The sequence below is a fragment of the Ruminococcus flavefaciens AE3010 genome (assembly GCF_000526795.1).
In the GTDB taxonomy this organism is placed as follows: Bacteria; Bacillota; Clostridia; order Oscillospirales; family Ruminococcaceae; genus Ruminococcus; species Ruminococcus flavefaciens_D.
In genome coordinates this window covers 1-22,201 of record NZ_JAGT01000002.1, presented here as the reverse complement: position 1 = coordinate 22,201, position 22,201 = coordinate 1, and the positions used below count along the sequence as shown (strand labels likewise).

The window sequence follows — 22,201 nt, the reverse complement described above, 5'->3', positions numbered from 1 at the left end:
GCGGATAGTAGTGGTCTTGCCCGAGCCGTTTTCCGCTACGAAGCCCATGATATACCCTTTTGGCAGGGAAAAGGTGACGTCCTTCAGCGCGAAGCTGTCGTAAGACTTGTTAAGTCCGCTTATCTCAAGAATGTTCTCCATAAATCATTCCTCCAGAAATTTTTTTAGGGCGGGGCGATGATCTCGTCATCGGAAAGTCCCGCATTTCTGCCGTTAAGTACGGCTTTCTCGAAGCCCTCCTCCATTTCGCACAGCATACGCTCACGGAGGAGCTCATTGTTGCTTGGTGCAACGAAATAGCCCTTGCCTGTGACGGAGATGATAAATCCCTCCTCAGCAAGGTCGTTGTATACTCTTGTAGTTGTGATAACGCTTATCTTCAGATCTCTGGCAAGCTGGCGGATAGACGGCAGCTGCTCGTCCTCTGCGACCTTGCCTTCAAGTATCTGAGCCTTTATCTGCTGCTCTATCTGTTCATAGATAGGCAGCTCGGATTTTTTTTTTATAACTATCTTCATAAGTGCACTCCTGTGTTATACTGTATATATCACTGTATATACAGTATAACACAGTTGTAGCAGTTTGTCAATACCATATCTGTAAATAATTTGTGTCCGTCCTGCAAATGGCGGTATACAGCATTTTTGCAGATGCATAAAACACGCAGTCGGCCAAAACAGCCGGCTGCGTGTTCGTTTTATATAGTATTATATTGCCTGTTTTTAAGCGGTAAGGTCTTTTTTCCTTTTCAAGCAGAGCTTTCCTCATGAGACAAAGATCGAAAATATCAAGGTGATCGTCCTCGCCACAGATCAGCGGACTTTCTGTCAGCAAGCTCGGTATCGGGAACGGCAAGCAGCCATTTTCTGAAAAAAGGAGAAGATCTGAAAACGCTGAATTTCTCCGTCACCGTTTACGTCGCCCTTTATCCTGACAGCCGTAACCTCTATCTCCTTGGAATTTAAAGCCGTGCTTCTCTGCATAGGTCTGTGCAGCAGAGTCCTTGTAGCCGTGAATGACACCTGTGTATCGGATATTACTGATGATATCGCTGCCTGTTGGGTCTGCATTGTCAGGTGTTTCGCAGAATACACATTCGGGATCGAGCAGCGTTATATTTTCAAGCCCATATGGTGAATAGTCTACATATCCCAGTTTTTTGATACCTTCTCCTATGATAACATCTGTTATCCTGCAATGGCCGTATACCCTCCGATCATTTTACCCATGACCAGTCAAGTATCTCTCCCGAGCCGTTTATTTTAAGTATCCCTGCATCATCGAGCTCCCAGCTGAAGCTTCCCCCGAACTCTCCCGAATCAATAGTCTCCGCAGAAGCTGTTATTGAATGCGGGAAAACATTATCGCTGCCGTAAGCGGCTGCGTTTCCGATGATGCATGCTGCGAATAACGCAGCTGTTATTTTTTTTTCCTTTCATGATCATATCTCCCTTTAAAAATCTTATTCCTGTATGAGCTTATAAGCCGACAGCTTCTTCATTCTGCCTGACATCACAAAGCAGAACACAAAAACCATGACTGTTACTGCAGCTGCTGTTATCAGTATCATAAGCGGCCGGAGCAGCAGATTTGCATTTCGTATGCCGTAGCCGCCGAGTATAAGTGTGAACAGCGGATTCAGAAGAAGATAACCCAGTACCGAACCCGAAACAGCTGCTATTATAGTTGTCGGCATGAGGGACAGCGACAGCTGGCAGCGAAGCTGAGTGCTCGTAAAGCCTACAGCCTTCTTTATGCCGAACTCCCGCTCTTTTTTGATGAATACGGTCTTGAGCAGAAGCCTTATGACAAACAGCACAGTTGCAACACTGAGTATTATCATTACCAGTACAATAAAGCCTACGGCATAAACAGGTGTATTTCTCATTGCTTCTCACATGCCTGTAGTAATTCTTAACGTCTGACACGCCGCAATCATCCATTTCTTTTATCGTGCTTAAAACAATATCTACCTTCTTGTCTGTAGCATCTGTTACTCTTGCACGAAGTAATCATAGGTTGTATTTACGCCTATTGCCTGTGCGCCCTTATCAGTAATATAGATCCTGTTGCTCAGCATAGACTGCTGAAGACCTGTTATAAGATAACGTCCGCTCTCATCTCCGTATTCAATAACTATCTCATCGCCTACCCCAACTCCGAGCCTTTCGGCAACAGTGCTTCCCACTACGACCTCATTGTCCCTGCGCATTATCTCTCCCTCATAAACGCCGCAGTACACATATTCAGGCTCCGTTACATATAAAAGATCAACATCGCCGCCTCCGACACTTGCTGTTGTCCAGCCCAGTCCGTACACCTGCGATATGCCGTTTACATTTTTTATTTTATCTATAGCTTTGTATGATGCCTCGAAAGAAGTGTTCCTCAAGGTAGATATAAGCATCGGGAGGCATCTCCCTGTATCATTCGCTGAAAATTGGTTATATCCACCTTTGTATTGTAAAACAATAATCCCGAAAAGACCGCAACGAATGCCACAGCCGTTATAATAAAGAATACAGTGATGTTTCTGCCCCATATTCTGCATTGAGCTTTTCAGCGCAAGTAGTATATTCAGCTCGGCCTTTTGTCTCGCTGAGAGGGAAGTGGTTCTTTTTAAAGCTGTTGGATTTCAGTCCGAATCTGAGAGCTGTTGCAGGGTGGAGCTTCTTTATCTTTCGCGTTGAGAAATACGACACGCCACATCATTACTGCAAGCATTCCAACCAGAACTCCCGGTGTTATTACGGGATAAAACCGCTTCTTCCACACGATGCCGCATATTTCCCGAATGAACATCTTTTCAGCAGCAGGAAAGACCAGATAGGAAAAGAGCTATTTCCGACTGCCGACCCCACAGCTCCGATGATAACATATTCAGCAGTAAGTGCAGCCCTTATCTGTCCCACGGTATACCCCACAGCCCTGAGTGCTTCCGATATTGACTATATCCCTGCTGATATTGTTGTTTATGGTGAATATTATCATTATAATGCCATATCGCCATGATTATCAGCGCGAACACTGCCATAAAGCCTGCAAGGATATTAACTATTACCAGTATAGCTGTCTTTACAAAGCCTTTACCGAAAATCCCTCCAACATACACTTCTACATTGTTTTGAAGTGAATTCAGGTACCTGCTGCATTGGACTTATCAATATCTTCGCATTTATCAGCATTTATGTATGCGACCCGAATCGGTGTACCGCCTGATCTTTGCTGAGCTTCACTCAGTTCGGCAAATGACTCATCATCTAAAAGTACTGATATATATGAATATGTGTTGCCCAGGAGCAGATGCTGATATATTCCCGCAACTGTATATTCATACCTGCCAAATTCCGTATCAAGATACATTTTATCACCTGTACAAAGATCATTGCTTATAGCAGTATATGCGTTGATGTATATCCGCCTGCCGCTTTACACTGTCATCACGCTTCATTAAAATCAAGCCTGTCATAGCCGATGTTATCTCCGAAACGCTGAATTATCCAGCTGGAATCTTTTTTTCTCCTTTGAGCATTTGCTCGTAGTTAACTTTCAAAGTGTTTAAATACACCAAGTCCTGAACGCTATACGAGTCAATATCATTTTTCGGAGATAGGACACTTTCGATATCTTCAGCGTTTGCATTGGTCATGAACAAATAGTCTGCAATACCCTCCGCTGCGTGCCATATTCATCATAGAGCTTGGGATACATGGAGGCAAACAATCCTGAATGCAAAAGGAATGTGGCTATTATGATTATCATCAGAAAGGACGGACATTATGGTTCCTGTCCTTGTGGAAGCCCGACTTTATAAGCTTTACCATTCCATTACCCTCCAGAAACTTCCTTACCTTTTCATGGCGCTGCTTGTCTCCGCTGACATACTTGCCCAGCTCACATTCTCCCATGATACCGCCGTCCTGTAAGTATATGATACGATTGCCGCGGCGGACTGACTTTATATCGTGGGTAACCATTACCACGGACTGTCCCGCATTATTGATATTTGTCAGCACATCAAGGACGGGACTTTACTCCTGCGCTGTTGAGAGCGCCCGTAGGCTCGTCGGCAAATACGATATCGGGATCATTGATAAGAGCACGCACCATAGCCGAGCGCTGAGCCTCACCGCCTGACAGCTGAGCAGGGAATTTACGGGTGAGCTCCTCGGATATGCCCATTTTTTCAAAAAGCTCCATAGCCTTTGCTTTTAGCTCCTTCTGCTTCTGTCCTGTAAGCATTGCCCGTGCTTATTACGTTATCCATGGACCACTCATTGCTGTCAACAAGGTGTATCTGCTGAAATACAAAGCCGCAGTGCTTTCTGCGGAATACTGCAAGCTTGTCGTCGCACATATCCGTAATATCCTCGCCGCAGTAGTTTATCCTGCCCAAAGACGGCTTATCCATTCCCGAAAGGCATATACAGCAGGGTGGATTTGCCTGCTCCCGAGGAACCTACTATAACTGTAAAATCGCCCTTGTATATCTCAAGGTCGAGATTCTTTATTACGTGCTGCTGCTTCCCGCCCACTGAAAAGCTTTTTGGAAAGCTTATCTGTTTCTTACTTATGACTTCCTTGTTTTTCCATAGCGACCCCCATAAAAATAAGATCATACAGCGCTGTTCTGTATGGACCTTATTATATCATAATCTGATTTTGGAAATCTTTGTCTGTTCTTTAATTGTTTTTTAAAACAAGTCTGAGCCGCAGTGATACCGTAAAAGCCCTTGCCGTTGTTATAGCACATGAGCTCGCCGTTCATTTGCTCGATAAAGTATTTTGATATGTACAGTCCGATACCCCGAGCCGTCCCTTGCCTGCCGCATTTGAACCGCGGCAGAATTTTTCAGTAATGAGTTCAAGCTCCTCGTCGGGAACTCCGCCGCCCTTATCTGCGATCTCCAGTACAAAGAAGTTTTCCTCAAAAGAAGCTCCTGATAGTTATTGTCTGTGTCCGCATACTTGTACGAATTGGAAATGATATTGCCACGGTCTGTTTCAAGCCTGAGCTTATTCCGCATATATGACACAGTCCTTTTATATCGGCAGGACTTTACCTTTTTAAGAGGGATCGCTCTCAGCGATTATGCGTTGAAGCTCCCGTGACGGCAGCTCCTCGGGGACACTTCAGCTGTTCCAGCTCTTCAAGAGCGGCATGGAACATATTTGAGGACCAGCTTGTCTATTTGGTCTGTTCTTGCCGTTTATGGCAGCAAGGGGTTTCTTTCTTGCTTCCGCATTGTCGGGGACACAAGTTCGAAGATAATCCACCATAGGCCTTTATAGACGAAACAGGATTCCTTATATTCGGTGGGACAAGGCCTCTGCAATGAGCTCCTTGCGGCTTTTTACAGCAGCTTCCTCACGCTTGCGCGAAGCCTTCAGCTCCTCGCGCATGATATCGAGCTTCTCAGTAAATGCGCCGAATATGTTGCCTCTGTCCATTTCCAAGCGGAGTATCGAGCGTTCTCCTGCTGCAACCCTCTGACCGCAAAGTCTTTCAGTTCTTGCCAAATGGCCGCTTACTACCCACGTTCGCCTGAGGGAAAATAAGAATATCCAACAGAGGAACCAGGAAGGGCATGATGCCTTTGCCATGCAGAGCTTTCATCTTTGTATTCCTGTTTCGTCTATAAAGGCTATGGTGGATTATCTTGAACTTGTGTCCGACAATGCGGAGCAGAAAGAAACCCTTGCTGCCATAAAACGGCAAGGACAGACCAAATAGGACAAGCTGGTCTCAAATATGTTCCATGCCCGCTCTTGAAGAGCTGGAACAGCTTGAAGTGTCTCCCGAGGAGCTGCCGTCACGGGAGCCTTCAACGCATAAATCGCTGAGAGCGATCCTCTTAAAAAGGTAAAGTCTGGCCGATATAAAGGACTGTGTCATATATGCGGATAAGCTCAGGCTTGAACAAGACCGTGGGGCAATATCATTTCCAATTCGTACAAGTATGCGGGACACAGACATAACTATCAGGAGCTTCTTTGAGGGAAAACTTCTTTGTACTGGAGATCGCAGATAAGGGCGGCGGAGTTCCCGACGAGGAGCTTGAACTCATTTACTGAAAAAATTCTGCCGCGGTTCAAATGCGGCAGGCAAGGACGGCTCGGGTATCGGGACTGTACATATCAAAATACTTTATCGAGCAAATGAACGGCGAGCTCATGTGCTATAACAACGGCAAGGGCTTTACGGTATCACTGCGGCTCAGACTTGTTTTAAAAAACAATTAAAGAACAGACAAAGATTTTCCAAAAATCAGATTATGATATAATAAGGTCATACAGAACAGCGCTGTATGATCTTATTTTTATTGGGGGTCGCTATGGAAAAACAAGGAAGTCATAGTAAGAACAGGATAAGCTTTCCAAAAAGCTTTTCAGTGGGGCGGGAAGCAGCAGGCACGTAATAAAGAATCTCGACCTTGAGATATACAAGGGCGATTTTACAGTTATAGTAGGTTCCTCGGGAGCAGGCAAATCCACCCTGCTGTATATGCTTTTCGGGAATGGATAAGCCGTCTTTGGGCAGGATAAAACTTACTGCGGCGAGGATATTACGGATATGTTGCGACGACAAGCTTGCAGTATTCCGCAGAAAAGCACTGCGGCTTTGTATTTCAGCAGATACACCTTGTTGACAGCATTGAGTGTCATGGATAACGTAATAAGCACGGGCATGCTTACAGGACAGAAGCAGAAGGAGCTAAAAGCAAAGGCTATGGAGCTTTTTTGAAAAAAATGGGCATATCCGAGGAGCTCACCCGTAAATTCCCTGCTCAGCTGTCAGGCGGTGAGGCTCAGCGCTCGGCTATGGTGCGTGCTCTTATCAATGATCCCGATATCGTATTTGCCGACGAGCCTACGGGCGCTCTCAACAGCGCAGGAGTAAAGTCCGTCCTTGATGTGCTGACAAATATCAATAATGCGGGACAGTTCCGTGGTAATGGTTACCCACGATATAAAGTCAGTCCGCCGCGGCAATCGTATCATATACTTACAGGACGGCGGTATCATGGGAGAATGTGAGCTGGGCAAGTATGTCAGCGGAGACAAGCAGCGCCATGAAAAGGTAAGGAAGTTTCTGGAGGGTATGGGATGGTAAAGCTTATAAAGTCGGGCTTCCACAAGGACAGGACCATAATGTCCGTCTTTCTGATGATAATCATAATAGCCACATTCCTTTTGCATTCAGGATTGTTTGCCTCCATGTATCCCAAGCTCTATGATGAATATGCACGCAGCGGAGGTATTGGCAGACTATTTGTTCATGACCAATGCAAACGCTGAAGATATCGAAAGTGTCCTATCTCCGAAAAATGATATTGACTCGTATAGCGTTCAGGACTTGGTGTATTTTAAACACTTTGAAGTTAACTACGAGCAAATGCTCAAAGGAGAAAAAAGATTCCAGCTGGATAATTCAGCGTTTCGGAGATAACATCGGCTATGACAGGCTTGATTTTATGAAGCGTGATGACAGTGTAAGCGGCAGGCGGATATACATCAACGCATATACTGCTATAAGCAATGATCTTTGTACAGGTGATAAAATGTATCTTGATACGGAATTTGGCAGGTATGAATATACAGTTGCGGGAATATATCAGCATCTGCTCCTGGGCAACACATATTCATATATATCAGTACTTTTAGATGATGAGTCATTTGCCGAACTGAGTGAAGCTCAGCAAAGATCAGGCGGTACACCGATTCGGGTCGCATACATAAATGCTGATAAATGCGAAGATATTGATAAGTCAATGCAGCAGGTACTGAATTCACTTCAAAAACAATGTAGAAGTGTATGTGGAGGGATTTTCGGTAAGGCTTTGTAAAGACAGCTATACTGTAATAGTTTAATATCCTTGCAGGCTTTATGGCAGTGTTCGCGCTGATAATCATGGCGATATGCATTATAATGATAATATTCACCATAAACAACAATATCAGCAGGGATATAGTCAATATCGGAGCACTCAGGGCTGTGGGGTATACCGTGGGACAGATAAGGGCTGCACTTACTGCTGAATATGTTATCATCGGAGCTGTGGGGTCGGCAGTCGGAATAGCTCTTTCCTATCTGGTCTTTCCTGCTGCTGAAAAGATGTTCATTCGGGAAATATGCGGCATCGTGTGGAAGAAGCGGTTTTATCCCGTAATAACACCGGGAGTTCTGGTTGGAATGCTTGCAGTAATGATGTGCGTGTCGTATTTCTCAACGCGAAAGATAAAGAAGCTCCACCCTGCAACAGCTCTCAGATTCGGACTGAAATCCAACAGCTTTAAAAAGAACCACTTCCCTCTCAGCGAGACAAAAGGCGAGCTGAATATACTACTTGCGCTGAAAAGCTCAATGCAGAATATGGGGCAGAAACATCACTGTATTCTTTATTATAACGGCTGTGGCATTCGTTGCGGTCTTTTCGGGATTATTGTTTTACAATACAAAGGTGGATATAACCAATTTTCAGCGAATGATACAGGGAGATGCTCCCGATGCTTATATCTACCTTGAGGACACTTCTTTCGAGGCATCATACAAAGCTATAGATAAAATAAAAAATGTAAACGGCATATCGCAGGTGTACGGACTGGGCTGGACAACAGCAAGTGTCGGAGGCGGCGATGTTGATCTTTTATATGTAACGGAGCCTGAATATGTGTACTGCGGCGTTTTATGAGGGAGAGATAATGCGCAGGGACAATGAGGTCGTAGTGGGAAGCACTGTTGCCGAAAGGCTCGGAGTTTGGGGTAGGCGATGAGATAGTTATTGAATACGGAGATGAGAGCGGACGTTATTCTTATAACAGGTCTTCAGCAGTCTATGCTGAGCAACAGGATCTATATTACTGATAAGGGCGCACAGGCAATAGGCGTAAATACAACCTATGATTACCTTCGTGCAAGAGTAACAGATGCTACAGACAAGAAGGTAGATATTGTTTTAAGCACGATAAAAGAAATGGATGATTGCGGCGTGTCAGACGTTAAGAATTACTACAGGCATGTGAGAAGCAATGAGAATACACCTGTTTATGCCGTAGGCTTTATTGTACTGGTAATGATAATACTCAGTGTTGCAACTGTGCTGTTTGTCATAAGGCTTCTGCTCAAGACCGTATTCATCAAAAAAGAGCGGGAGTTTCGGCATAAAGAAGGCTGTAGGCTTTACGAGCACTCAGCTTCGCTGCCAGCTGTCGCTGTCCCTCATGCCGACAACTATAATAGCAGCTGTTTCGGGTTCGGTACTGGGTTATCTTCTTCTGAATCCGCTGTTCACACTTATACTCGGGCGGCTACGGCATACGAAATGCAAATCTGCTGCTCCGGCCGCTTATGATACTGATAACAGCAGCTGCAGTAACAGTCATGGTTTTTGTGTTTCTGCTTTGTGATGTCAGGCAGAATGAAGAAGCTGTCGGCTTATAAGCTCATACAGGAATAAGATTTTTAAAGGGAGATATGATCATGAAAGGAAAAAAAAAAATAACAGCTGCGTTATTCGCAGCATGCATCATCGGAAACGCAGCCGCTTACGGCAGCGATAATGTTTTCCCGCATTCAATAAACAGCTTCTGCGGGAGACTATTGATTCGGGAGAGTTCGGGGGAAGCTTCAGCTGGGAGCTCGATGATGCAGGGATACTTAAAATAAACGGCTCGGGAGAGATACTTGACTGGTCATGGGTAAATGATCGGAGGGTATACGGCCATTGCAGGATAACAGATGTTATCATAGGAGAAGGTATCAAAAAACTGGGATATGTAGACTATTCACCATATGGGCTTGAAAATATAAACGCTGCTCGATCCCGAATGTGTATTCTGCGAAACACCTGACAATGCAGACCCAACAGGCAGCGATATCATCAGTAATATCCGATACACAGGTGTCATTCACGGCTACAAGGACTCTGCTGCACAGACCTATGCAGAGAAGCACGGCTTTAAATTCAAGGAGATAGAGGTTACGGCTGTCAGGATAAAGGGCGACGTAAACGGTGACGGAGAATTCAGCGTTTCAGATCTTTCTCCTTTTTCAGAAATGGCTGCTTGCCGTTCCCGATACCGAGCTTGCTGACAGAAAGTCCGCTGATCTGTGCGAGGACGATCACCTTGATATTTTCGATCTTTGTCTCATGAGGAAAGCTCTGCTTGAAAAGGAAAAAGACCTTACCGCTTAAAACAGGCAATATAATACTATATAAAACGAACACGCAGCCGGCTGTTTTGCCGACTGCGTGTTTTTATGCATCTGCAAAAATGCTGTATACCGCCATTTGCAGGACGGACACAAATTATTTACAGATATGGTATTGACAAACTGCTACAACTGTGTTATACTGTATATACAGTGATATATACAGTATAACACAGGAGTGCACTTATGAAGATAGTTATAAAAAACAAATCCGAGCTGCCTATCTATGAACAGATAGAGCAGCAGATAAAGGCTCAGATACTTGAAGGCAAGGTCGCAGAGGACGAGCAGCTGCCGTCTATCCGCCAGCTTGCCAGAGATCTGAAGATAAGCGTTATCACAACTACAAGAGTATACAACGACCTTGCTGAGGAGGGATTTATCATCTCCGTCACAGGCAAGGGCTATTTCGTTGCACCAAGCAACAATGAGCTCCTCCGTGAGCGTATGCTGTGCGAAATGGAGGAGGGCTTCGAGAAAGCCGTACTTAACGGCAGAAATGCGGGACTTTCCGATGACGAGATCATCGCCGCCCTAAAAAAATTTCTGGAGGAATGATTTATGGAGAACATTCTTGAGATAAGCGGACTTAACAAGTCTTACGACAGCTTCGCGCTGAAGGACGTCACCTTTTCCCTGCCAAAAGGGTATATCATGGGCTTCGTAGGCGAAAACGGCTCGGGCAAGACCACTACTATCCGCTCCATACTCAATATGGCAAATATAGACAGCGGAAAGATAAGCGTCTTCGGTCTTGACAGCGTTAAAGACACTATCACCATAAAGGAAAAGCTGGGCGTGGTGTTTGACAGCCTTTACCTTGCAGACCACCTCACCGCTAAACAGATAGAAAAGCAGCTGAAACCCTTCTATAAGGACTGGGACAGCAAGGAATTCGCAGGCAGGCTCAGAGCCTTCGGGCTTCCCGATAACAAGCGTGTGGGAGAATTCTCAAAGGGCATGAAAATGAAATTCATGATAGCTATCGCACTGTCCCACAAGGCTGACTTCATGATACTTGACGAGCCTACCAGCGGACTTGACCCTGTTGCCCGTGATGAGCTCCTTGATATACTTGCGGAGTACATCGAGAACGAAAACAGAAGCGTCCTTTTCTCCACACATATCACATCTGATGTGGAGCGTATCGCCGACTACGTTACCATACTCCACAACGGCAGAGTGTGGTTCACGGGAACAAAGGACGAGCTCAGCGAAAAATACGTTATCCTCAGAGGCGCCGAGGAGGACATCTCCTCTGCCCTGCGCGAAAAATGCATAGGCTTCCACGGCTACAGAAACGGCTTCGACGCACTTCTAAGTACTGAGTATCTCGGCGAGGTATCAGACGGGCTTGAGACCGAAAAGGCTAATATCGACGAGATACTGGTCTATGTTGCAAAGGAGGACAGACATGAACGACATAATGAAAATGATAAGGTTTGACCTTATCTCTGTCAGCAGGCTCACTGTTCCTTATGTAGCTGTATTTGGCATTGTAAGTATCATTGCGGCACTGTTCAGTCTACCTATCGGTATCCTTTGTGTTGTAAGCTTTGTAATGATAATCGCCCCCCGTGCAGGGTATCAACAATTCAAGCTGCAAGAAGCTCTACGGTATACTGCCTGTCAGCAGGAGCGCTGTAATAAAGGCACTTTTCACGGAAATATTTGTTACTATGTTCATAGGAGAACTGCTGTCTTTTCTGTGTCTGCTAATAGTAAAGTGCTCCTCTCTGTATGAGATACTCCCCGAAAAGCTTTCCCATTTCGCAGAGAGATTCCCTACAATGCCCGATTACAAATTTGAAAAATTATATTTGCTCGCCGCTGCGGCATTTGCTTTCATAACAATAGTTCTCTGCTATGCCCAGATGCGCTCGGAGGTAAAGAACATGGAGACAGCCATTCGTGAGCTTATGATAATAGTTGCTGTATTTGCAGCCGTCACAGCATTCATATCGGTTATGATGTACAACGGAAAGCTCCGCGCTTTAAGAGATATAATTATGCCGCCAACTTCGGCAGGCAAATGGCTGTCCATTGCTATACTCAATGCAATTACCTTAGCTGCGGCATACCTTTTCTGCACGGTCACTATTAAAAAGGCGTCCGCAAAAGAGCTGTAAGGAGGGACAATATGAAAAAGATGATCGACCTTATGCGAGTGGACCTCATATCGGCAAAGGGCAGAAACAAGGCAAGAATCTTCGTTATGCTCCTGCTTACCGCAATGTTTGTGGTCATGGGACTGCTCACGGAAGCCATATTCATGGTATTCAGCATAGTTGTACTGGGAGTCATGCTCGTGCCGTTTATCACAATGGCAGAAAAGACTCACAATGCAGGAAAAATATTCTCAGTCATCCCCACCGACAGAAAAAGCATTGTCATTTCACGCTTTGCTCTCACAACGGGGATATATACCGTATTTTCGGCAATTATTTTTATCCTGTACCTCATAATGGAAAAATTCAGTGAGCTTCATGGAATAACCATTTCCAAGGACGTAAGAGATGTATACGAAGTATCACACGGTTTCGGCACAGGTGTACAGATGAAGGCTCTGGAAAACTCAATGTTCTGGCTTGTTTTCGCTGTTACCCTTATAGTCATGGCAGGACAGCACAGAAGATATTTCAAAAAGGGCATTTCAAGCAAGAGCAACTCCCTGCTGATAAGCTTCCTTAAAATCTTAGGCGGAATTGCTCTGTTCTATGCCATAGCTGCTGTCATTATCTTGATATTCAATGTAGATATACTCAAGCCTGTACTTATAGTACTTTTAAATATGATAATGGCGCTGGCAGCTCCCATGAACGGACTGCTGCTCAGTATCGTACTTATCTTTATCGGCTTCGGCTTCACACTCTATCAGCTTGTATGCTCGGTAGTGGACTATGAAGCCCGTGAGCTTTGAGGAGGTGGATATACATGAAAGGATTTCTGCGCAGCACTGCCGCTTTTATTGCTGCGGCAGTGCTTACAGTCTGCACTCAGCCATTCAGCGCTTTTGCAGAAAATGAAGACGAGCCGAAATGTCCATCGGGAATAACCGTCAGTAAACTTATAAGCAGTCAGAAAAAATTAAACGCACATCCCACCAATATCAAAAACAGCAAGACTGACAGCGCTCATGTGGAGCTTGTTTTTCACGGGGACGAGATACTTTATACACGCTACTACGGCTGCACTAATATTGAGGAGCACACCCCTGCCGACGAGAACAGCGTATTTGAATGGGGAAGCATAAGCAAGACCTTTACATGGGTCAGCATCATGCAGCTCTGGGAACAGGAAAAGATAGACCTTGAAGCGGATATCCGCACATATCTCCCAGATGACTTCTTCCGCCGCCTTAAATATGACGATCCAATTACACTCATGGACATCATGAACCACAAGGGCGGCTGGTGCGAGAAGTTCTACGACTCCACCTCAGAGGATATGGCTGAAATGCCCTCACTTGAAGAAGCTCTCAAAAATGTGGAGCCCGCCCAGACCTACCGTCCCGGTGAAGTAGCTTCCTACTCAAACTGGGCTGCTTCACTTGCAGGACTTATCGTTCAGCGGGTAAGCGGCATGGACTACGTTGACTACATTCACAAGAACATCTTCGAGCCACTCGGTATGGAGCACACCGCAGTAGCTCCTAACCTTACAGATAACCCATGGGTAAGAGAGCAGCGTCTGAAAACTATCTGCTATGATTTATCTACCCATGGCGGGTATAAAGAAAACGAAGACGGAGTAATAGAGGAAGGAATTATTGAAGAATTCAAGTCCAAGGGCACCTGCCTTTTCAACGACCAGCTCTACCCCTGCGGCTCAATAACGGGTACTATCGGCGACCTTGCCACCTTCGCACAGGCTTTGGTCAACGACGACCACCCCCCTGTTCAAAAATGCCAAAACTCAGGAGAAGCTCTTCTCAGGCTCCTCATTCTACGGAAACACTGATATCCCCAGCTTCAGCTATGGCTTTGACGTCCATGAATACAACAACGTCCGCTCCTTCGGACATACAGGAGGTACCTTTGGCTGTGTTTTCTAATATGGAATTCGATCCCGTATCAAAGTTCGGAGTCGTAGGTCTTTCAAACTGCCGCGATGATTTTCCAAACTATTTGTGCTCATTTGTTTTCGGAAGCTTGAAGACCAAGAACTATATCGGAGAAAACTTCGAGAAAGCAGATCTGACGCCCTACAGCGGCTACTATTCCGACACCCGCACACATGCGGCAGGAATGGGAAGATTCATACTGTATATGGACGCATTCTCAATTGACAATATAGACGCTGTAAAGGTAGCTGACGATGTATTTCTTGAATATCATTCCGAAGATTATTATGATGATGCTATATACGGCATAGTCGAACACTCTGACGGCAGACGGGGCTTTTTTAACAGCTGCTCGGAATACCTTGAAATAAAGCATTACATACCCAAGCTCTGTCTCCTTGCAGGCTTTATGCTCTGCGGCGTTGCGTCCACTGTTCATACTCCTTGCAAAGCGGAAGCTAAACAAGGCACACAAGGCTGCTCCCTGTCCTTTGCCCATATCATCACCGCAGGACAGTTTTGCAAAGATAGTATCCCTTGCTGCAATGATATCCATTGTAGTCGTTCGTATACAGGGTGACAACGACGGTCTCACCAAGACACAGGGCATGGTCATAGGCATTACACAGCTCCTATGCCTTGGAGTCTGCGTACTTGCACTTCTTGCTGCCGCTTACTCACTCATAGCAAAAAAGAAGCTCCCCTACAAAAAAATACGCAGCATATCATGCTTTGCGGGAAACCTTATCACCGTATCCGCAATGATATTCTTTGAGATGTACAACTTCTGGGGCTGCTGATACAGCCAATTGAAGCATATGAACATTGCAGACAGATATAATGTGAAAGTCCTTTTTCTCAATATTTTTTTTATAATACTGACACTTGCGATTCATCTGCGGATCAGGATGTATCGCTTTCTTTTTTCTGCCACCTGACGGTGATCATTAATTTTACATTGATCGTGTCACACTTTACAATATCATTTTGAGTATATATTATGAAAGCGGAAATGCGCATTACAACTTTTCAAATAAATGGAGGTATCAGTCATGACGGACAAGGAATACCGAATACTTTTCACCAGATCTCCGCAGGAAGCTCAGAGCAAGCTGTTTGACGAATATTTCAACTATGTTTACACTATCGTTTTCAACAAGCTCAGAAGCTGCGCTGTCAAAGAGGATATGGAAGAATGTGTCAGCGATGTCTTTGCAGACGTATTTGAATACCTTGACAAAACATCTGTACAGAACGCTGATGTAAAAGGCTTTATCAGCACCGTGGCGATAAGAAAAGCTATCAATATGTTCCACAGCCTTAATTCAAAAAGCGGAAGGACAGTTTCACTTGAAGAAAGTGACGCAGACAGCATTTCAGACAGTACGGATATTGCCGATAACGCTGAACGCGGAGAGCTCCGCAGCACGCTTCTCCGTCTTGTGGAAGAGCTTGGAGAACCCGATTCAATCATCATCATACAAAAATACTACTACGGCATGAGTTCAAAAGAAATAGCAGATTCTGTTTCACTTGAGCCTGCCAACGTCAGGACAAGATGCTCCCGAGCCATAAAAAAACTGAAAGATAAGCTGAGTAATATTGGTATATCTTTAAAGGAGGCAGAACTATGACGAACAAGAAAGAAGTTGATTTCGGCATTATGGAAAACGCTGAGATAAATGAGTTGGAGTCCCTTTCCGAAAAAAGTCCCTGCAGCAGGCAATGAAGAAAAAACCAGGATACTTGAAATGAGCAGAAGAAAGTATAATATGAGAAAAAATGGCATTGCAGCCGCTGACGAGGAATCTGTAAGCGGCTCGGAGCCTTACCGTCCCCGCACTCTCCGAAAAGTGATCTCCTCAGCCGCTGCATGTACGATCCTTGTAGGCGGTATCGCAGGCGGCGTGTATCTGATGAAGAACAAGCACACATTCAAAACCGACAGCTCTGGATCTGCTGTGACCGAGCCTGCCACTGAACCGACCACCGAAGCTGCCGATCCCAATGCCGATAAGGCATACTCAGCTGATGAAGTTGACCTTGACGAATATGACATGAGCTCAGAAAAAGCTGTTATCGGCAGAATGCTCAATGACTTCCATTTCATGGATAAGATAAGCGGCGAAGTCATCGGCTCGGACTGCATAACATCATTCTGGTTCGATCTTGCAAATGATACAGGCTTATGGAGTGCAGAGAGCGTCAGCATCGATGTGATATCAAACGATATCATGGAAGAAAACTGGTACAGAATCGGCGATCCCGTACTTACATCAAACGGTTACCGTATGAACTACAATTATTTCTTTGAAGGCAGAACTATGTACATGAATACCGACGGTGCACTTTTTGGCGAGGAATTCCGTGGCAATCCCAACTTCCCAAAGTACTGTGACCTGAAAAACGACCGTAAATCCTTCTTTTTGGATGCCGATGATTATATCACTTACAACCGCGATAAAACAGCTCTTTCCTATGATGATTTTTATGAAAAGTATGAAGATACAAAGCAGTATTACACATTCGACGGAAGCATTGACCTTACAAGCTCGTCCTCCTGTGCATACACTGCATCTCCGATCAGTACATTGGCGAAGCTGAACACAATAGATATTTCATCTGTTGAGATCGAATACGGCAAAAAATATATGGGTAGAGAATGTCTGCTTCTGAAAGCAGATATGATGACAATTAATGGCATACCTACAGGCTTTACAGACGGCTCTTATTCAGAAAACAGCGGTTTCCCGATAGCTGAAAATGTAAGTAAGATAAAATACGCAGAAATGCTCGTAGATAAAGAAACAGGTACTATCATGAAACAGCTCTTCAAAAATGAAAACGGTGAAGCTATTTACGGAACGGGGTATTCCAAGGTAGCCTTCAACGAAAATGCAGAGCCTCTTCCTGATATAGCAATGAACCACCCTTACTGATGCATAACATGATATAGTAAAATACAGGATATAACCACCGCATGACGGTGGTTATATCTTTGAGTATACCTGTAGGACAAAATGACTTTGCTATTGAAAAATAATGTATTATGATGTATAATAAAAAATGGTGTGCAAACGTATATATATGCACCGCTGTGCCCTGAACACAGCATGATCCAATAATTTCAAGGAGGATATAATGGAAATACTGAAAGCAGAAAAAACTCGTAAAATCATTCACTATAAGTGAAAAACAACGCAAAGCTCTCGGGATCACAGAAAAGAAAAAGGTCGCCGTAAACGGTATCAGCTTTACCGCAAGATCAGGCGAGGTCTTCGGACTTATCGGACCTAACGGCGCAGGCAAGACAACTACCATGCGTATGCTGGCTACACTTCTCGCTCCCGACAGCGGCGACGCGCTCTACAATGACGTCAGCGCCGTAAAGTCGCCCGAGGAGATACGCTCACAGCTGGCATTTCTCACTACTGATCTGAAAACCCGACATGAAGTCCACACCCAACATCATGTTCGACTTCTTTGCAGAACTCTACCACATACCAAAGGACGCTGCGCAAAAGCGAAAAAAAGCTCCTCTTTGACGAGTTCGGCATAAACAAATTCGCAGATACCACTATTGCAAAGCTCTCTCAGGGACAGAGACAAAAGGTATCGCTGGTAATATCCGTTATCCACGATCCGAAGTTCGTTATCCTTGACGAACCCACAAACGGACTGGACATCATCGCTGCCCGTGAAGTCCGCGAGTTCATACTCAACATGAAAAAAACAGGCAAGTGCGTAATAATCTCCACTCACCTTTTTGACCTTGTAGAAAAGGTCTGTGACAGAGCTGCCATGATAATGGACGGCAGGATAGTTGCGGACGATACACTGGAAAACCTCATGCAGGGACGCTCCCTTGAGGACGCTTTCTACGATATTTATACAAGCCTTAACGGCGGAAATGATGAGGTGTGACCATGAGAGATATAATTACAATCGCAAAAAAAGAGCTTAAAGCATTTTTCAGCGATAAGGCAATACTGCTCCAGATGTTCGTACTGCCATTCATTTTTGTTTTTCGGTTATTGTATGCTTATGTCGTCCATATCAAACGCTCAGAGAGAATCCTCTGAGGACCTCGAAAAGCCCGTTGTTGCTTACAGCATAAACGCTCCCGAGGAATTCAGTGACGCACTTAATGAGCTGAAAATAATACCTGCTCCCGATAATGACATTGAAAAATACCAGAACCAGATCAAGAACAAGGAGACCGATCTTCTCATGGTATTCCCCGACGGCTTCAAAATGGCAGAGCCCGGCGCAGCTGATCTTTCAAATATCGACATATATTACAACTCACAGAAGAACAATTCAATGGAGCTGTATTCAAAGACCACATTTGTTTTCACAACAATGCAGCCCCGTATATTTACATTCAACGAATCAGACAATAACTACGACCTTTTTGACAGCGACGCAATGTTCAGAAAGCTCCTCGGAGGAATAATCCCTCTCATGGTATTCATGGCAGTATACCTTGTTTGTATGAACCTTGCCCGCTAACTCTATCGCAGGCGACAAGGAAAAGGGCTTCCTCAACACGCTGCTCATCACGCCTATCAAGCGCGGAAGCCTTGCAATAGGAAAATCCCTTTCCATACTTGCGGTAGCCATAGCGGCAAGCTGCTCCGCATTCATAGGAATGGCGATCTCGCTGCCCAGGCTCTCAAAGGCTATGGCGATGTCAGAGGGCGTAAGCTACAGCGTTTTAGAGTATCTATTACTGTTCTGTGCCGTAGTCACAGGCTCATTCGTGCTTGTGGCATTACTGCTGATATTCTCCACTATTGCCAAGGACGTAAAGCAGGCAACAACACTTTCCCCCGATACTTATATTCGTGATCATGGTACCCTCGCTGCTCAACTCCACCGAGAGCTTCTCAGAGAGCGTAGAAAAGCTTGGCAACACAAATTATTTCATCCCCGTATGGAACTCTGTAAAGCTTCTTCAGGACGTTATCAGAGTTGAATACAACATTTCCGACGCACTTATAACCTTTGCAGTAAATATAGCCGCAGCTGCCCTCGGCGTTTTCGTTGTAGGCAGACTCTTCAACAAGGAAAAGATCGTAAACGGCTGATGTATAACAGAAACACCCGACCTATCAGGTCGGGTGTTTTTTCATTCGTTTTCAAGGTATTTTACAGCCCAGTCAAGCTCATGATCCTCTTTGTCACGAAAATATCCTCATAGCCGCGTCATAGTCAAGAGGTATGCGCACCTCCACAGGATCACGGCTTATGCGGTCGGCACGGGTGTCGATATCGGGCTCGTCATTTTCGTTGAGAGTAAGTCCGATAGGGTAATTCACGCTGACTATGCCGCCAGAGAGCACACAGCAGCCTCCCGTGATCTGACCGCTGCCGTTGGGATCGGTTATACCTGCCAGCGTTACATTGGGAAGTCTCGACAGACAAAGTGCTGTACTGTCCCCTGCGCTGATGCATTGACAATTTGTCAGGACCCACCACTTTCAGATCAGCAAACTCCCCGTCAGAACGTATCATCTGAGTTGTCAGGCGCTTATAGCCGCCGTTTTTTGCGAACTCCCAGCCCCCATAGCATAAATATCCTTGTCGCTGAGCAGTGAACACAGCTCATAGCCGATAGGACCGCAGCCGCCCACATTATTGCGCATATCAACCACAAGATACTCCATTCCCTGCTCTCTCAGGTCCACGTAGCCTCTCGCGGAACAGCTCCCTTGCCCACTTGCTCTTACCCGTATAAAAGCTGATATCATCACGGATACTGCTGCCCGTTGTCTCAGCGCTGAGCACAAGATATCCGCATTTATCGTCCAGCATTTTCGCACTGAAATTAGAATTGATAAGCTCCCGCATATCCTCGGGACAATGCAGGAACGCATTGAGAGCATCATCATATGTATGCTCATTTTCAAGAGCAATCAACTCTGCGGTCTGTTCTCTGCTGCCTGTACTGTCAATGAACGATACCTTTACCGTATCTCCGCCTGTTCCCGCAAGCTCAGCCAGTATCTCTATTTCGTCGTTTGACTTTACAGGCTGACCGCAGTCCCCTATTTTTTCGGCAGCCTGCAAAAAACGAGCTCACCGTCCCATTTAGTTATGACCGTGGCCGTCGTTTATGCCGAGCTCGTTCACCGCAGCATCAGTGCATACGGCAAATGACCTCGCCGCTGTCCAGCTGCACCATGGAGAATCCGTAGTCCCGCAGCATAAATGAAGAACTGTACTTTTCAAAGTCATAATCCGCACCCACTCTTACATGGTTGTCGTGGAGCTCATTGCAGAACATCGTCACAGCATCTGCAAGCTTAGCAGGATCTTTTTCCTGCTCCGCTTCCTCCACCAGCGGCATATACTTATCCTCAAGAGCGTAAAAGTCGATATCCTTCCACTCCTTGAGGACGTAGCTCCTGTCCATTTCCCTGACCATTGCGTGAAAGGACTTGGTATAGCTTTTCCGCGTAAAAATTATGTGGCTTCGTAGACGAGGTAAAGAAATATGCAGCAAAAACGACCGACAATGCTCCTGTTATGACTGACACAGCTTTGCAGCTCTTTTTCAATCCCGCACACATCGCAGGCAATAAAGCTAAAAGCGCCGTAAGGTACATTGGAGTATAACGCCGCAGAAAGCTGTCAACTCCCCAGACATATACAAAATAGTGAACTGTTGTTATCAGCAGCGGTATAAGGCAAACAGCTTTTTCCACAGCTTCATTTCCCTTTTCGTAATGCTTCAAGCGGTGGTGAAGCACTGCCAGTATCAGCATTGTAAGCAAGAACAGCCCCCATACCATATTATCTGTATTTTATCGGTATTTGCCAGCATAAAGCCTAATGCTCCGAAGAATTTATCCATATCCCTGCTCCTGTCTCATATCCTTTCTGTTAAATTATATCACAGCAGTCCTCCGCTGTCAACGAATGAGCTTATCCCCTTTCAGCTTGGACAGGCTTTTTTCAGCTTATTTTAATCTTTTATCACAGTTTTTGGCTGAAATATCGGGACATAAAAACGAATTTTTCGTACTAAAGCTATAATATTGATACGGTTTGAGCTGCGAGTATTGCTATTTCCGAAAAAAATGTGCTATAATCATCTTGAAAAAAATCGTTAAAGAAAAGGATATCAAAGCTATGAATATGAACTTCAAATGCAAGCTTCCCAATACCTGCCGAGGTAAAGAGCGAATATCCCGTTTCAGAAGAGCTCGCCAAGGGTCATCTCCGAGAGAAACAAGCTCATCGCTGATATCATCAAGGCGAAAAATGACAGGATACTCCTTATCATCGGACCATGCTCCGCAGACAACGAGGACAGCGTTCTCGACTATATCAACCGTCTGAGAGAGGTACAGGAAAAGGTCAATGACAAAATACTCATCGTTCCCCGTATCTATACAAACAAGCCCCGTACAACAGGCAAGGGCTACAAGGGCATGCTCCACCAGCCCGACCCCGAGCCAGAAGCCCCCGATATGTACAAGGGTATCGTTGCAATAAGAAAAGACCCACCTCAGAGCTATTCAGGAAACAGGCTTCACCTGTGCTGACGAAATGCTCTACCCCCGAGAACCACCGCTACGTAAACGACCTCTTGGGCTACGTAGCTGTTGGCGCACGTTCTGTTGAGAACCAGCAGCACAGACTCACAGCCAGCGGTCTCAATGTTCCTGTTGGTATGAAGAACCCCGTAAGCGGCAGCATGCCTGTTCTTATGAACTCTATCGAAGCTGCTCAGTCGGGACACACCTTCCTCTACAGAGGCTGGGAGGTAGTTTACCGAGGGCAATCCTCTCGCTCACGCTATCCTCAGAGGCTACGAGAACCACCACAGCCAGAGCATGCCCAACTATCACTATGAGCATCTCCAGCTCCTCAACGAGTTCTACGAGAAAAAGGGATTCAGCAATCCTGCCTGCATT

39 protein-coding genes and 3 pseudogenes are annotated in these 22,201 nt (G+C 45.3%); 27 read left to right on the top strand and 15 right to left on the bottom strand.

From position 1 onward, the window contains the following. From N774_RS19900 to N774_RS0116195, 5 genes and pseudogenes are all read right to left on the bottom strand, one after another. Positions 1-141, bottom strand: a pseudogene (locus N774_RS19900) (ABC transporter ATP-binding protein); the annotation flags it as partial. A gap of 23 nt (positions 142-164) precedes the next feature. Beyond that, complete coding sequence (locus N774_RS0116205; protein ID WP_024862232.1) at positions 165-518, bottom strand: GntR family transcriptional regulator; 354 nt, start codon at positions 516-518, stop codon at positions 165-167. Between the two features lie 309 nt (positions 519-827). Beyond that, on the bottom strand, positions 828-1,070 hold the full coding sequence (locus tag N774_RS19365) for a hypothetical protein (protein WP_155250458.1): 243 nt from the start codon (positions 1,068-1,070) through the stop codon (positions 828-830). 392 nt (positions 1,071-1,462) lie between these two features. Then, the gene (locus N774_RS0116200) at positions 1,463-1,888 is read right to left on the bottom strand and encodes an FtsX-like permease family protein (protein ID WP_024862231.1); all 426 of its coding nucleotides are present in this window, start codon (positions 1,886-1,888) and stop codon (positions 1,463-1,465) included. Positions 1,889-1,993: 105 nt separating this feature from the next. Further along, positions 1,994-2,407, bottom strand: a complete 414-nt coding sequence (locus tag N774_RS0116195) for an ABC transporter permease (protein ID WP_024862230.1) — start codon at positions 2,405-2,407, stop codon at positions 1,994-1,996. 221 nt (positions 2,408-2,628) lie between these two features. Here N774_RS0116195 and N774_RS19360 point away from each other — a divergent pair, with 221 nt between their 5' ends. Continuing rightward, the gene (locus N774_RS19360) at positions 2,629-3,012 is read left to right on the top strand and encodes a hypothetical protein (protein WP_155250457.1); all 384 of its coding nucleotides are present in this window, start codon (positions 2,629-2,631) and stop codon (positions 3,010-3,012) included. Between the two features lie 123 nt (positions 3,013-3,135). Here the strand turns inward: N774_RS19360 and N774_RS0116180 are convergent, their stop codons facing one another. The 6 genes from N774_RS0116180 to N774_RS19555 all read right to left on the bottom strand — a co-directional run bounded on the left by N774_RS0116180 (position 3,136) and on the right by N774_RS19555 (position 5,520). Continuing rightward, positions 3,136-3,363, bottom strand: coding sequence for a hypothetical protein (locus N774_RS0116180; protein WP_024862228.1), 228 nt, complete (start codon positions 3,361-3,363; stop codon positions 3,136-3,138). Positions 3,364-3,761: 398 nt separating this feature from the next. Next, positions 3,762-4,016 (bottom strand): hypothetical protein, encoded by a 255-nt coding sequence (locus N774_RS20100; RefSeq protein WP_024862227.1) that lies wholly within the window; start codon positions 4,014-4,016, stop codon positions 3,762-3,764. 1 nt (position 4,017) lies between these two features. Next, complete coding sequence (locus N774_RS20095) at positions 4,018-4,200, bottom strand: ATP-binding cassette domain-containing protein (protein WP_024862226.1); 183 nt, start codon at positions 4,198-4,200, stop codon at positions 4,018-4,020. After that, positions 4,187-4,411 carry a hypothetical protein gene (locus N774_RS20090; RefSeq protein ID WP_024862225.1) on the bottom strand — a complete coding sequence of 75 codons (225 nt, stop codon included), beginning with the start codon at positions 4,409-4,411 and terminating at the stop codon, positions 4,187-4,189. The genes N774_RS20095 and N774_RS20090 overlap by 14 nt, the downstream gene beginning before the upstream one ends. Beyond that, a complete protein-coding gene (locus N774_RS20085) occupies positions 4,404-4,619 on the bottom strand; it encodes an ATP-binding cassette domain-containing protein (protein ID WP_024862224.1) in 216 nt (71 codons plus the stop codon). Before N774_RS20085 ends, N774_RS20090 begins: the two co-directional genes overlap by 8 nt. 688 nt (positions 4,620-5,307) lie before the next feature. Beyond that, positions 5,308-5,520 (bottom strand): hypothetical protein, encoded by a 213-nt coding sequence (locus tag N774_RS19555; RefSeq protein ID WP_196231580.1) that lies wholly within the window; start codon positions 5,518-5,520, stop codon positions 5,308-5,310. Between the two features lie 82 nt (positions 5,521-5,602). Here N774_RS19555 and N774_RS20045 point away from each other — a divergent pair, with 82 nt between their 5' ends. From N774_RS20045 to N774_RS19890, 25 genes and pseudogenes are all read left to right on the top strand, one after another. After that, positions 5,603-5,734 (top strand): hypothetical protein, encoded by a 132-nt coding sequence (locus N774_RS20045; RefSeq protein ID WP_278245180.1) that lies wholly within the window; start codon positions 5,603-5,605, stop codon positions 5,732-5,734. Between the two features lie 362 nt (positions 5,735-6,096). Then, a complete protein-coding gene (locus N774_RS19355) occupies positions 6,097-6,243 on the top strand; it encodes an ATP-binding protein (RefSeq protein WP_155250456.1) in 147 nt (48 codons plus the stop codon). Positions 6,244-6,418: 175 nt separating this feature from the next. Next, positions 6,419-6,526: an ATP-binding cassette domain-containing protein gene (locus N774_RS20080; RefSeq protein ID WP_347496235.1), complete on the top strand. Its 108-nt coding sequence runs from the start codon at positions 6,419-6,421 to the stop codon at positions 6,524-6,526. A 224-nt stretch (positions 6,527-6,750) separates the two neighbouring features. After that, a complete protein-coding gene (locus tag N774_RS20075; protein WP_024862222.1) occupies positions 6,751-7,038 on the top strand; it encodes an ATP-binding cassette domain-containing protein in 288 nt (95 codons plus the stop codon). 69 nt (positions 7,039-7,107) lie between these two features. Beyond that, complete coding sequence (locus N774_RS0116110) at positions 7,108-7,299, top strand: hypothetical protein (protein WP_024862221.1); 192 nt, start codon at positions 7,108-7,110, stop codon at positions 7,297-7,299. 77 nt (positions 7,300-7,376) lie between these two features. Then, complete coding sequence (locus N774_RS0116105; RefSeq protein ID WP_155250455.1) at positions 7,377-7,847, top strand: hypothetical protein; 471 nt, start codon at positions 7,377-7,379, stop codon at positions 7,845-7,847. 41 nt (positions 7,848-7,888) lie between these two features. Continuing rightward, positions 7,889-8,527 carry an FtsX-like permease family protein gene (locus N774_RS0116100; protein WP_024862219.1) on the top strand — a complete coding sequence of 213 codons (639 nt, stop codon included), beginning with the start codon at positions 7,889-7,891 and terminating at the stop codon, positions 8,525-8,527. Further along, complete coding sequence (locus N774_RS0116095) at positions 8,487-8,693, top strand: hypothetical protein (protein WP_024862218.1); 207 nt, start codon at positions 8,487-8,489, stop codon at positions 8,691-8,693. The genes N774_RS0116100 and N774_RS0116095 overlap by 41 nt, the downstream gene beginning before the upstream one ends. Before the next feature lie 469 nt (positions 8,694-9,162). After that, positions 9,163-9,408 (top strand): ABC transporter permease, encoded by a 246-nt coding sequence (locus N774_RS20175; RefSeq protein ID WP_080770573.1) that lies wholly within the window; start codon positions 9,163-9,165, stop codon positions 9,406-9,408. Between the two features lie 73 nt (positions 9,409-9,481). Continuing rightward, positions 9,482-9,667 carry a hypothetical protein gene (locus tag N774_RS0116085; protein ID WP_024862216.1) on the top strand — a complete coding sequence of 62 codons (186 nt, stop codon included), beginning with the start codon at positions 9,482-9,484 and terminating at the stop codon, positions 9,665-9,667. A 346-nt stretch (positions 9,668-10,013) separates the two neighbouring features. Next, the gene (locus N774_RS19550) at positions 10,014-10,196 is read left to right on the top strand and encodes a hypothetical protein (RefSeq protein WP_024862215.1); all 183 of its coding nucleotides are present in this window, start codon (positions 10,014-10,016) and stop codon (positions 10,194-10,196) included. A 203-nt stretch (positions 10,197-10,399) separates the two neighbouring features. Further along, on the top strand, positions 10,400-10,771 hold the full coding sequence (locus N774_RS0116075) for a GntR family transcriptional regulator (RefSeq protein WP_024862214.1): 372 nt from the start codon (positions 10,400-10,402) through the stop codon (positions 10,769-10,771). A gap of 3 nt (positions 10,772-10,774) precedes the next feature. Then, a complete protein-coding gene (locus tag N774_RS0116070) occupies positions 10,775-11,659 on the top strand; it encodes an ABC transporter ATP-binding protein (protein WP_024862213.1) in 885 nt (294 codons plus the stop codon). A 131-nt stretch (positions 11,660-11,790) separates the two neighbouring features. Continuing rightward, on the top strand, positions 11,791-12,342 hold the full coding sequence (locus tag N774_RS0116065; RefSeq protein WP_024862212.1) for a hypothetical protein: 552 nt from the start codon (positions 11,791-11,793) through the stop codon (positions 12,340-12,342). A gap of 11 nt (positions 12,343-12,353) precedes the next feature. Further along, the gene (locus tag N774_RS0116060) at positions 12,354-13,133 is read left to right on the top strand and encodes an ABC-2 transporter permease (RefSeq protein ID WP_024862211.1); all 780 of its coding nucleotides are present in this window, start codon (positions 12,354-12,356) and stop codon (positions 13,131-13,133) included. A gap of 14 nt (positions 13,134-13,147) precedes the next feature. Next, the gene (locus N774_RS0116055; protein WP_024862210.1) at positions 13,148-14,173 is read left to right on the top strand and encodes a serine hydrolase domain-containing protein; all 1,026 of its coding nucleotides are present in this window, start codon (positions 13,148-13,150) and stop codon (positions 14,171-14,173) included. 77 nt (positions 14,174-14,250) lie between these two features. Then, on the top strand, positions 14,251-14,856 hold the full coding sequence (locus tag N774_RS0116050; protein ID WP_024862209.1) for a hypothetical protein: 606 nt from the start codon (positions 14,251-14,253) through the stop codon (positions 14,854-14,856). Continuing rightward, positions 14,822-15,076, top strand: a complete 255-nt coding sequence (locus N774_RS0116045) for a hypothetical protein (protein ID WP_024862208.1) — start codon at positions 14,822-14,824, stop codon at positions 15,074-15,076. Before N774_RS0116050 ends, N774_RS0116045 begins: the two co-directional genes overlap by 35 nt. A gap of 237 nt (positions 15,077-15,313) precedes the next feature. Then, positions 15,314-15,910, top strand: coding sequence for an RNA polymerase sigma factor (locus N774_RS0116040; RefSeq protein ID WP_242836697.1), 597 nt, complete (start codon positions 15,314-15,316; stop codon positions 15,908-15,910). A gap of 117 nt (positions 15,911-16,027) precedes the next feature. Then, positions 16,028-17,215, top strand: coding sequence for a hypothetical protein (locus N774_RS0116030; RefSeq protein WP_024862206.1), 1,188 nt, complete (start codon positions 16,028-16,030; stop codon positions 17,213-17,215). 245 nt (positions 17,216-17,460) lie between these two features. Next, positions 17,461-17,835 carry an ATP-binding cassette domain-containing protein gene (locus N774_RS19345; RefSeq protein WP_155250459.1) on the top strand — a complete coding sequence of 125 codons (375 nt, stop codon included), beginning with the start codon at positions 17,461-17,463 and terminating at the stop codon, positions 17,833-17,835. Beyond that, complete coding sequence (locus N774_RS19340; RefSeq protein WP_155250453.1) at positions 17,760-18,200, top strand: ATP-binding cassette domain-containing protein; 441 nt, start codon at positions 17,760-17,762, stop codon at positions 18,198-18,200. Before N774_RS19345 ends, N774_RS19340 begins: the two co-directional genes overlap by 76 nt. A 96-nt stretch (positions 18,201-18,296) precedes the next feature. Continuing rightward, positions 18,297-18,788 carry a hypothetical protein gene (locus N774_RS0116020; protein WP_155250452.1) on the top strand — a complete coding sequence of 164 codons (492 nt, stop codon included), beginning with the start codon at positions 18,297-18,299 and terminating at the stop codon, positions 18,786-18,788. Continuing rightward, positions 18,778-19,044 (top strand): annotated as a pseudogene (locus tag N774_RS20170) (hypothetical protein); the annotation flags it as partial. The gene N774_RS0116020 and the pseudogene N774_RS20170, both read left to right, overlap by 11 nt. An 85-nt stretch (positions 19,045-19,129) precedes the next feature. Further along, the gene (locus N774_RS19890; protein WP_037281282.1) at positions 19,130-19,366 is read left to right on the top strand and encodes a hypothetical protein; all 237 of its coding nucleotides are present in this window, start codon (positions 19,130-19,132) and stop codon (positions 19,364-19,366) included. Positions 19,367-19,459: 93 nt separating this feature from the next. Here the strand turns inward: N774_RS19890 and N774_RS19335 are convergent, their stop codons facing one another. From N774_RS19335 to N774_RS0115995, 4 genes are all read right to left on the bottom strand, one after another. Continuing rightward, positions 19,460-19,621 carry a hypothetical protein gene (locus N774_RS19335; RefSeq protein WP_155250451.1) on the bottom strand — a complete coding sequence of 54 codons (162 nt, stop codon included), beginning with the start codon at positions 19,619-19,621 and terminating at the stop codon, positions 19,460-19,462. 180 nt (positions 19,622-19,801) lie between these two features. Beyond that, on the bottom strand, positions 19,802-19,945 hold the full coding sequence (locus N774_RS19330; protein WP_155250450.1) for a hypothetical protein: 144 nt from the start codon (positions 19,943-19,945) through the stop codon (positions 19,802-19,804). Continuing rightward, a complete protein-coding gene (locus tag N774_RS0116000) occupies positions 19,926-20,348 on the bottom strand; it encodes a hypothetical protein (RefSeq protein WP_024862203.1) in 423 nt (140 codons plus the stop codon). Before N774_RS0116000 ends, N774_RS19330 begins: the two co-directional genes overlap by 20 nt. Before the next feature lie 70 nt (positions 20,349-20,418). Continuing rightward, positions 20,419-20,784 (bottom strand): hypothetical protein, encoded by a 366-nt coding sequence (locus tag N774_RS0115995; RefSeq protein ID WP_278245179.1) that lies wholly within the window; start codon positions 20,782-20,784, stop codon positions 20,419-20,421. A gap of 629 nt (positions 20,785-21,413) precedes the next feature. Between N774_RS0115995 and N774_RS19030 the strand changes: the two are divergent. Then, positions 21,414-22,201 (top strand): annotated as a pseudogene (locus N774_RS19030) (3-deoxy-7-phosphoheptulonate synthase); the annotation flags it as partial.

Excerpts from the sequence above, each read along its gene's own strand:
- N774_RS0116205 (WP_024862232.1), bottom strand. The coding sequence starts at position 518 with ATGAAGATAGTTATAAAAAAAAAATCCGAGCTGCCTATCTATGAACAG.
- N774_RS19365 (WP_155250458.1), bottom strand. The coding sequence starts at position 1,070 with ATGCAGACCCAACAGGCAGCGATATCATCAGTAATATCCGATACACAG.
- N774_RS0116200 (WP_024862231.1), bottom strand. The coding sequence starts at position 1,888 with ATGAGAAATACACCTGTTTATGCCGTAGGCTTTATTGTACTGGTAATG.
- N774_RS0116195 (WP_024862230.1), bottom strand. The coding sequence starts at position 2,407 with ATGCTTATATCTACCTTGAGGAACACTTCTTTCGAGGCATCATACAAA.
- N774_RS0116180 (WP_024862228.1), bottom strand. The coding sequence starts at position 3,363 with ATGTATCTTGATACGGAATTTGGCAGGTATGAATATACAGTTGCGGGA.
- N774_RS20095 (WP_024862226.1), bottom strand. The coding sequence starts at position 4,200 with ATGGAGCTTTTTGAAAAAATGGGCATATCCGAGGAGCTCACCCGTAAA.
- N774_RS20090 (WP_024862225.1), bottom strand. The coding sequence starts at position 4,411 with ATGGATAAGCCGTCTTTGGGCAGGATAAACTACTGCGGCGAGGATATT.
- N774_RS20085 (WP_024862224.1), bottom strand. The coding sequence starts at position 4,619 with ATGATCTTATTTTTATGGGGGTCGCTATGGAAAAACAAGGAAGTCATA.
- N774_RS20045 (WP_278245180.1), top strand. The coding sequence starts at position 5,603 with ATGCAGAGCTTTCATCTTTGTATTCCTGTTTCGTCTATAAAGGCTATG.
- N774_RS19355 (WP_155250456.1), top strand. The coding sequence starts at position 6,097 with ATGCGGCAGGCAAGGACGGCTCGGGTATCGGGACTGTACATATCAAAA.
- N774_RS20075 (WP_024862222.1), top strand. The coding sequence starts at position 6,751 with ATGGGCATATCCGAGGAGCTCACCCGTAAATTCCCTGCTCAGCTGTCA.
- N774_RS0116110 (WP_024862221.1), top strand. The coding sequence starts at position 7,108 with ATGGTAAAGCTTATAAAGTCGGGCTTCCACAAGGACAGGACCATAATG.
- N774_RS0116100 (WP_024862219.1), top strand. The coding sequence starts at position 7,889 with ATGGCAGTGTTCGCGCTGATAATCATGGCGATATGCATTATAATGATA.
- N774_RS0116095 (WP_024862218.1), top strand. The coding sequence starts at position 8,487 with ATGATACAGGGAGATGCTCCCGATGCTTATATCTACCTTGAGGACACT.
- N774_RS0116085 (WP_024862216.1), top strand. The coding sequence starts at position 9,482 with ATGAAAGGAAAAAAAAAAATAACAGCTGCGTTATTCGCAGCATGCATC.
- N774_RS0116075 (WP_024862214.1), top strand. The coding sequence starts at position 10,400 with ATGAAGATAGTTATAAAAAACAAATCCGAGCTGCCTATCTATGAACAG.
- N774_RS0116070 (WP_024862213.1), top strand. The coding sequence starts at position 10,775 with ATGGAGAACATTCTTGAGATAAGCGGACTTAACAAGTCTTACGACAGC.
- N774_RS0116060 (WP_024862211.1), top strand. The coding sequence starts at position 12,354 with ATGAAAAAGATGATCGACCTTATGCGAGTGGACCTCATATCGGCAAAG.
- N774_RS0116055 (WP_024862210.1), top strand. The coding sequence starts at position 13,148 with ATGAAAGGATTTCTGCGCAGCACTGCCGCTTTTATTGCTGCGGCAGTG.
- N774_RS0116045 (WP_024862208.1), top strand. The coding sequence starts at position 14,822 with ATGATATCCATTGTAGTCGTTCGTATACAGGGTGACAACGACGGTCTC.
- N774_RS0116040 (WP_242836697.1), top strand. The coding sequence starts at position 15,314 with ATGGAGGTATCAGTCATGACGGACAAGGAATACCGAATACTTTTCACC.
- N774_RS0116030 (WP_024862206.1), top strand. The coding sequence starts at position 16,028 with ATGAGCAGAAGAAAGTATAATATGAGAAAAAATGGCATTGCAGCCGCT.
- N774_RS19890 (WP_037281282.1), top strand. The coding sequence starts at position 19,130 with ATGGTACCCTCGCTGCTCAACTCCACCGAGAGCTTCTCAGAGAGCGTA.
- N774_RS19330 (WP_155250450.1), bottom strand. The coding sequence starts at position 19,945 with ATGGAGTATCTTGTGGTTGATATGCGCAATAATGTGGGCGGCTGCGGT.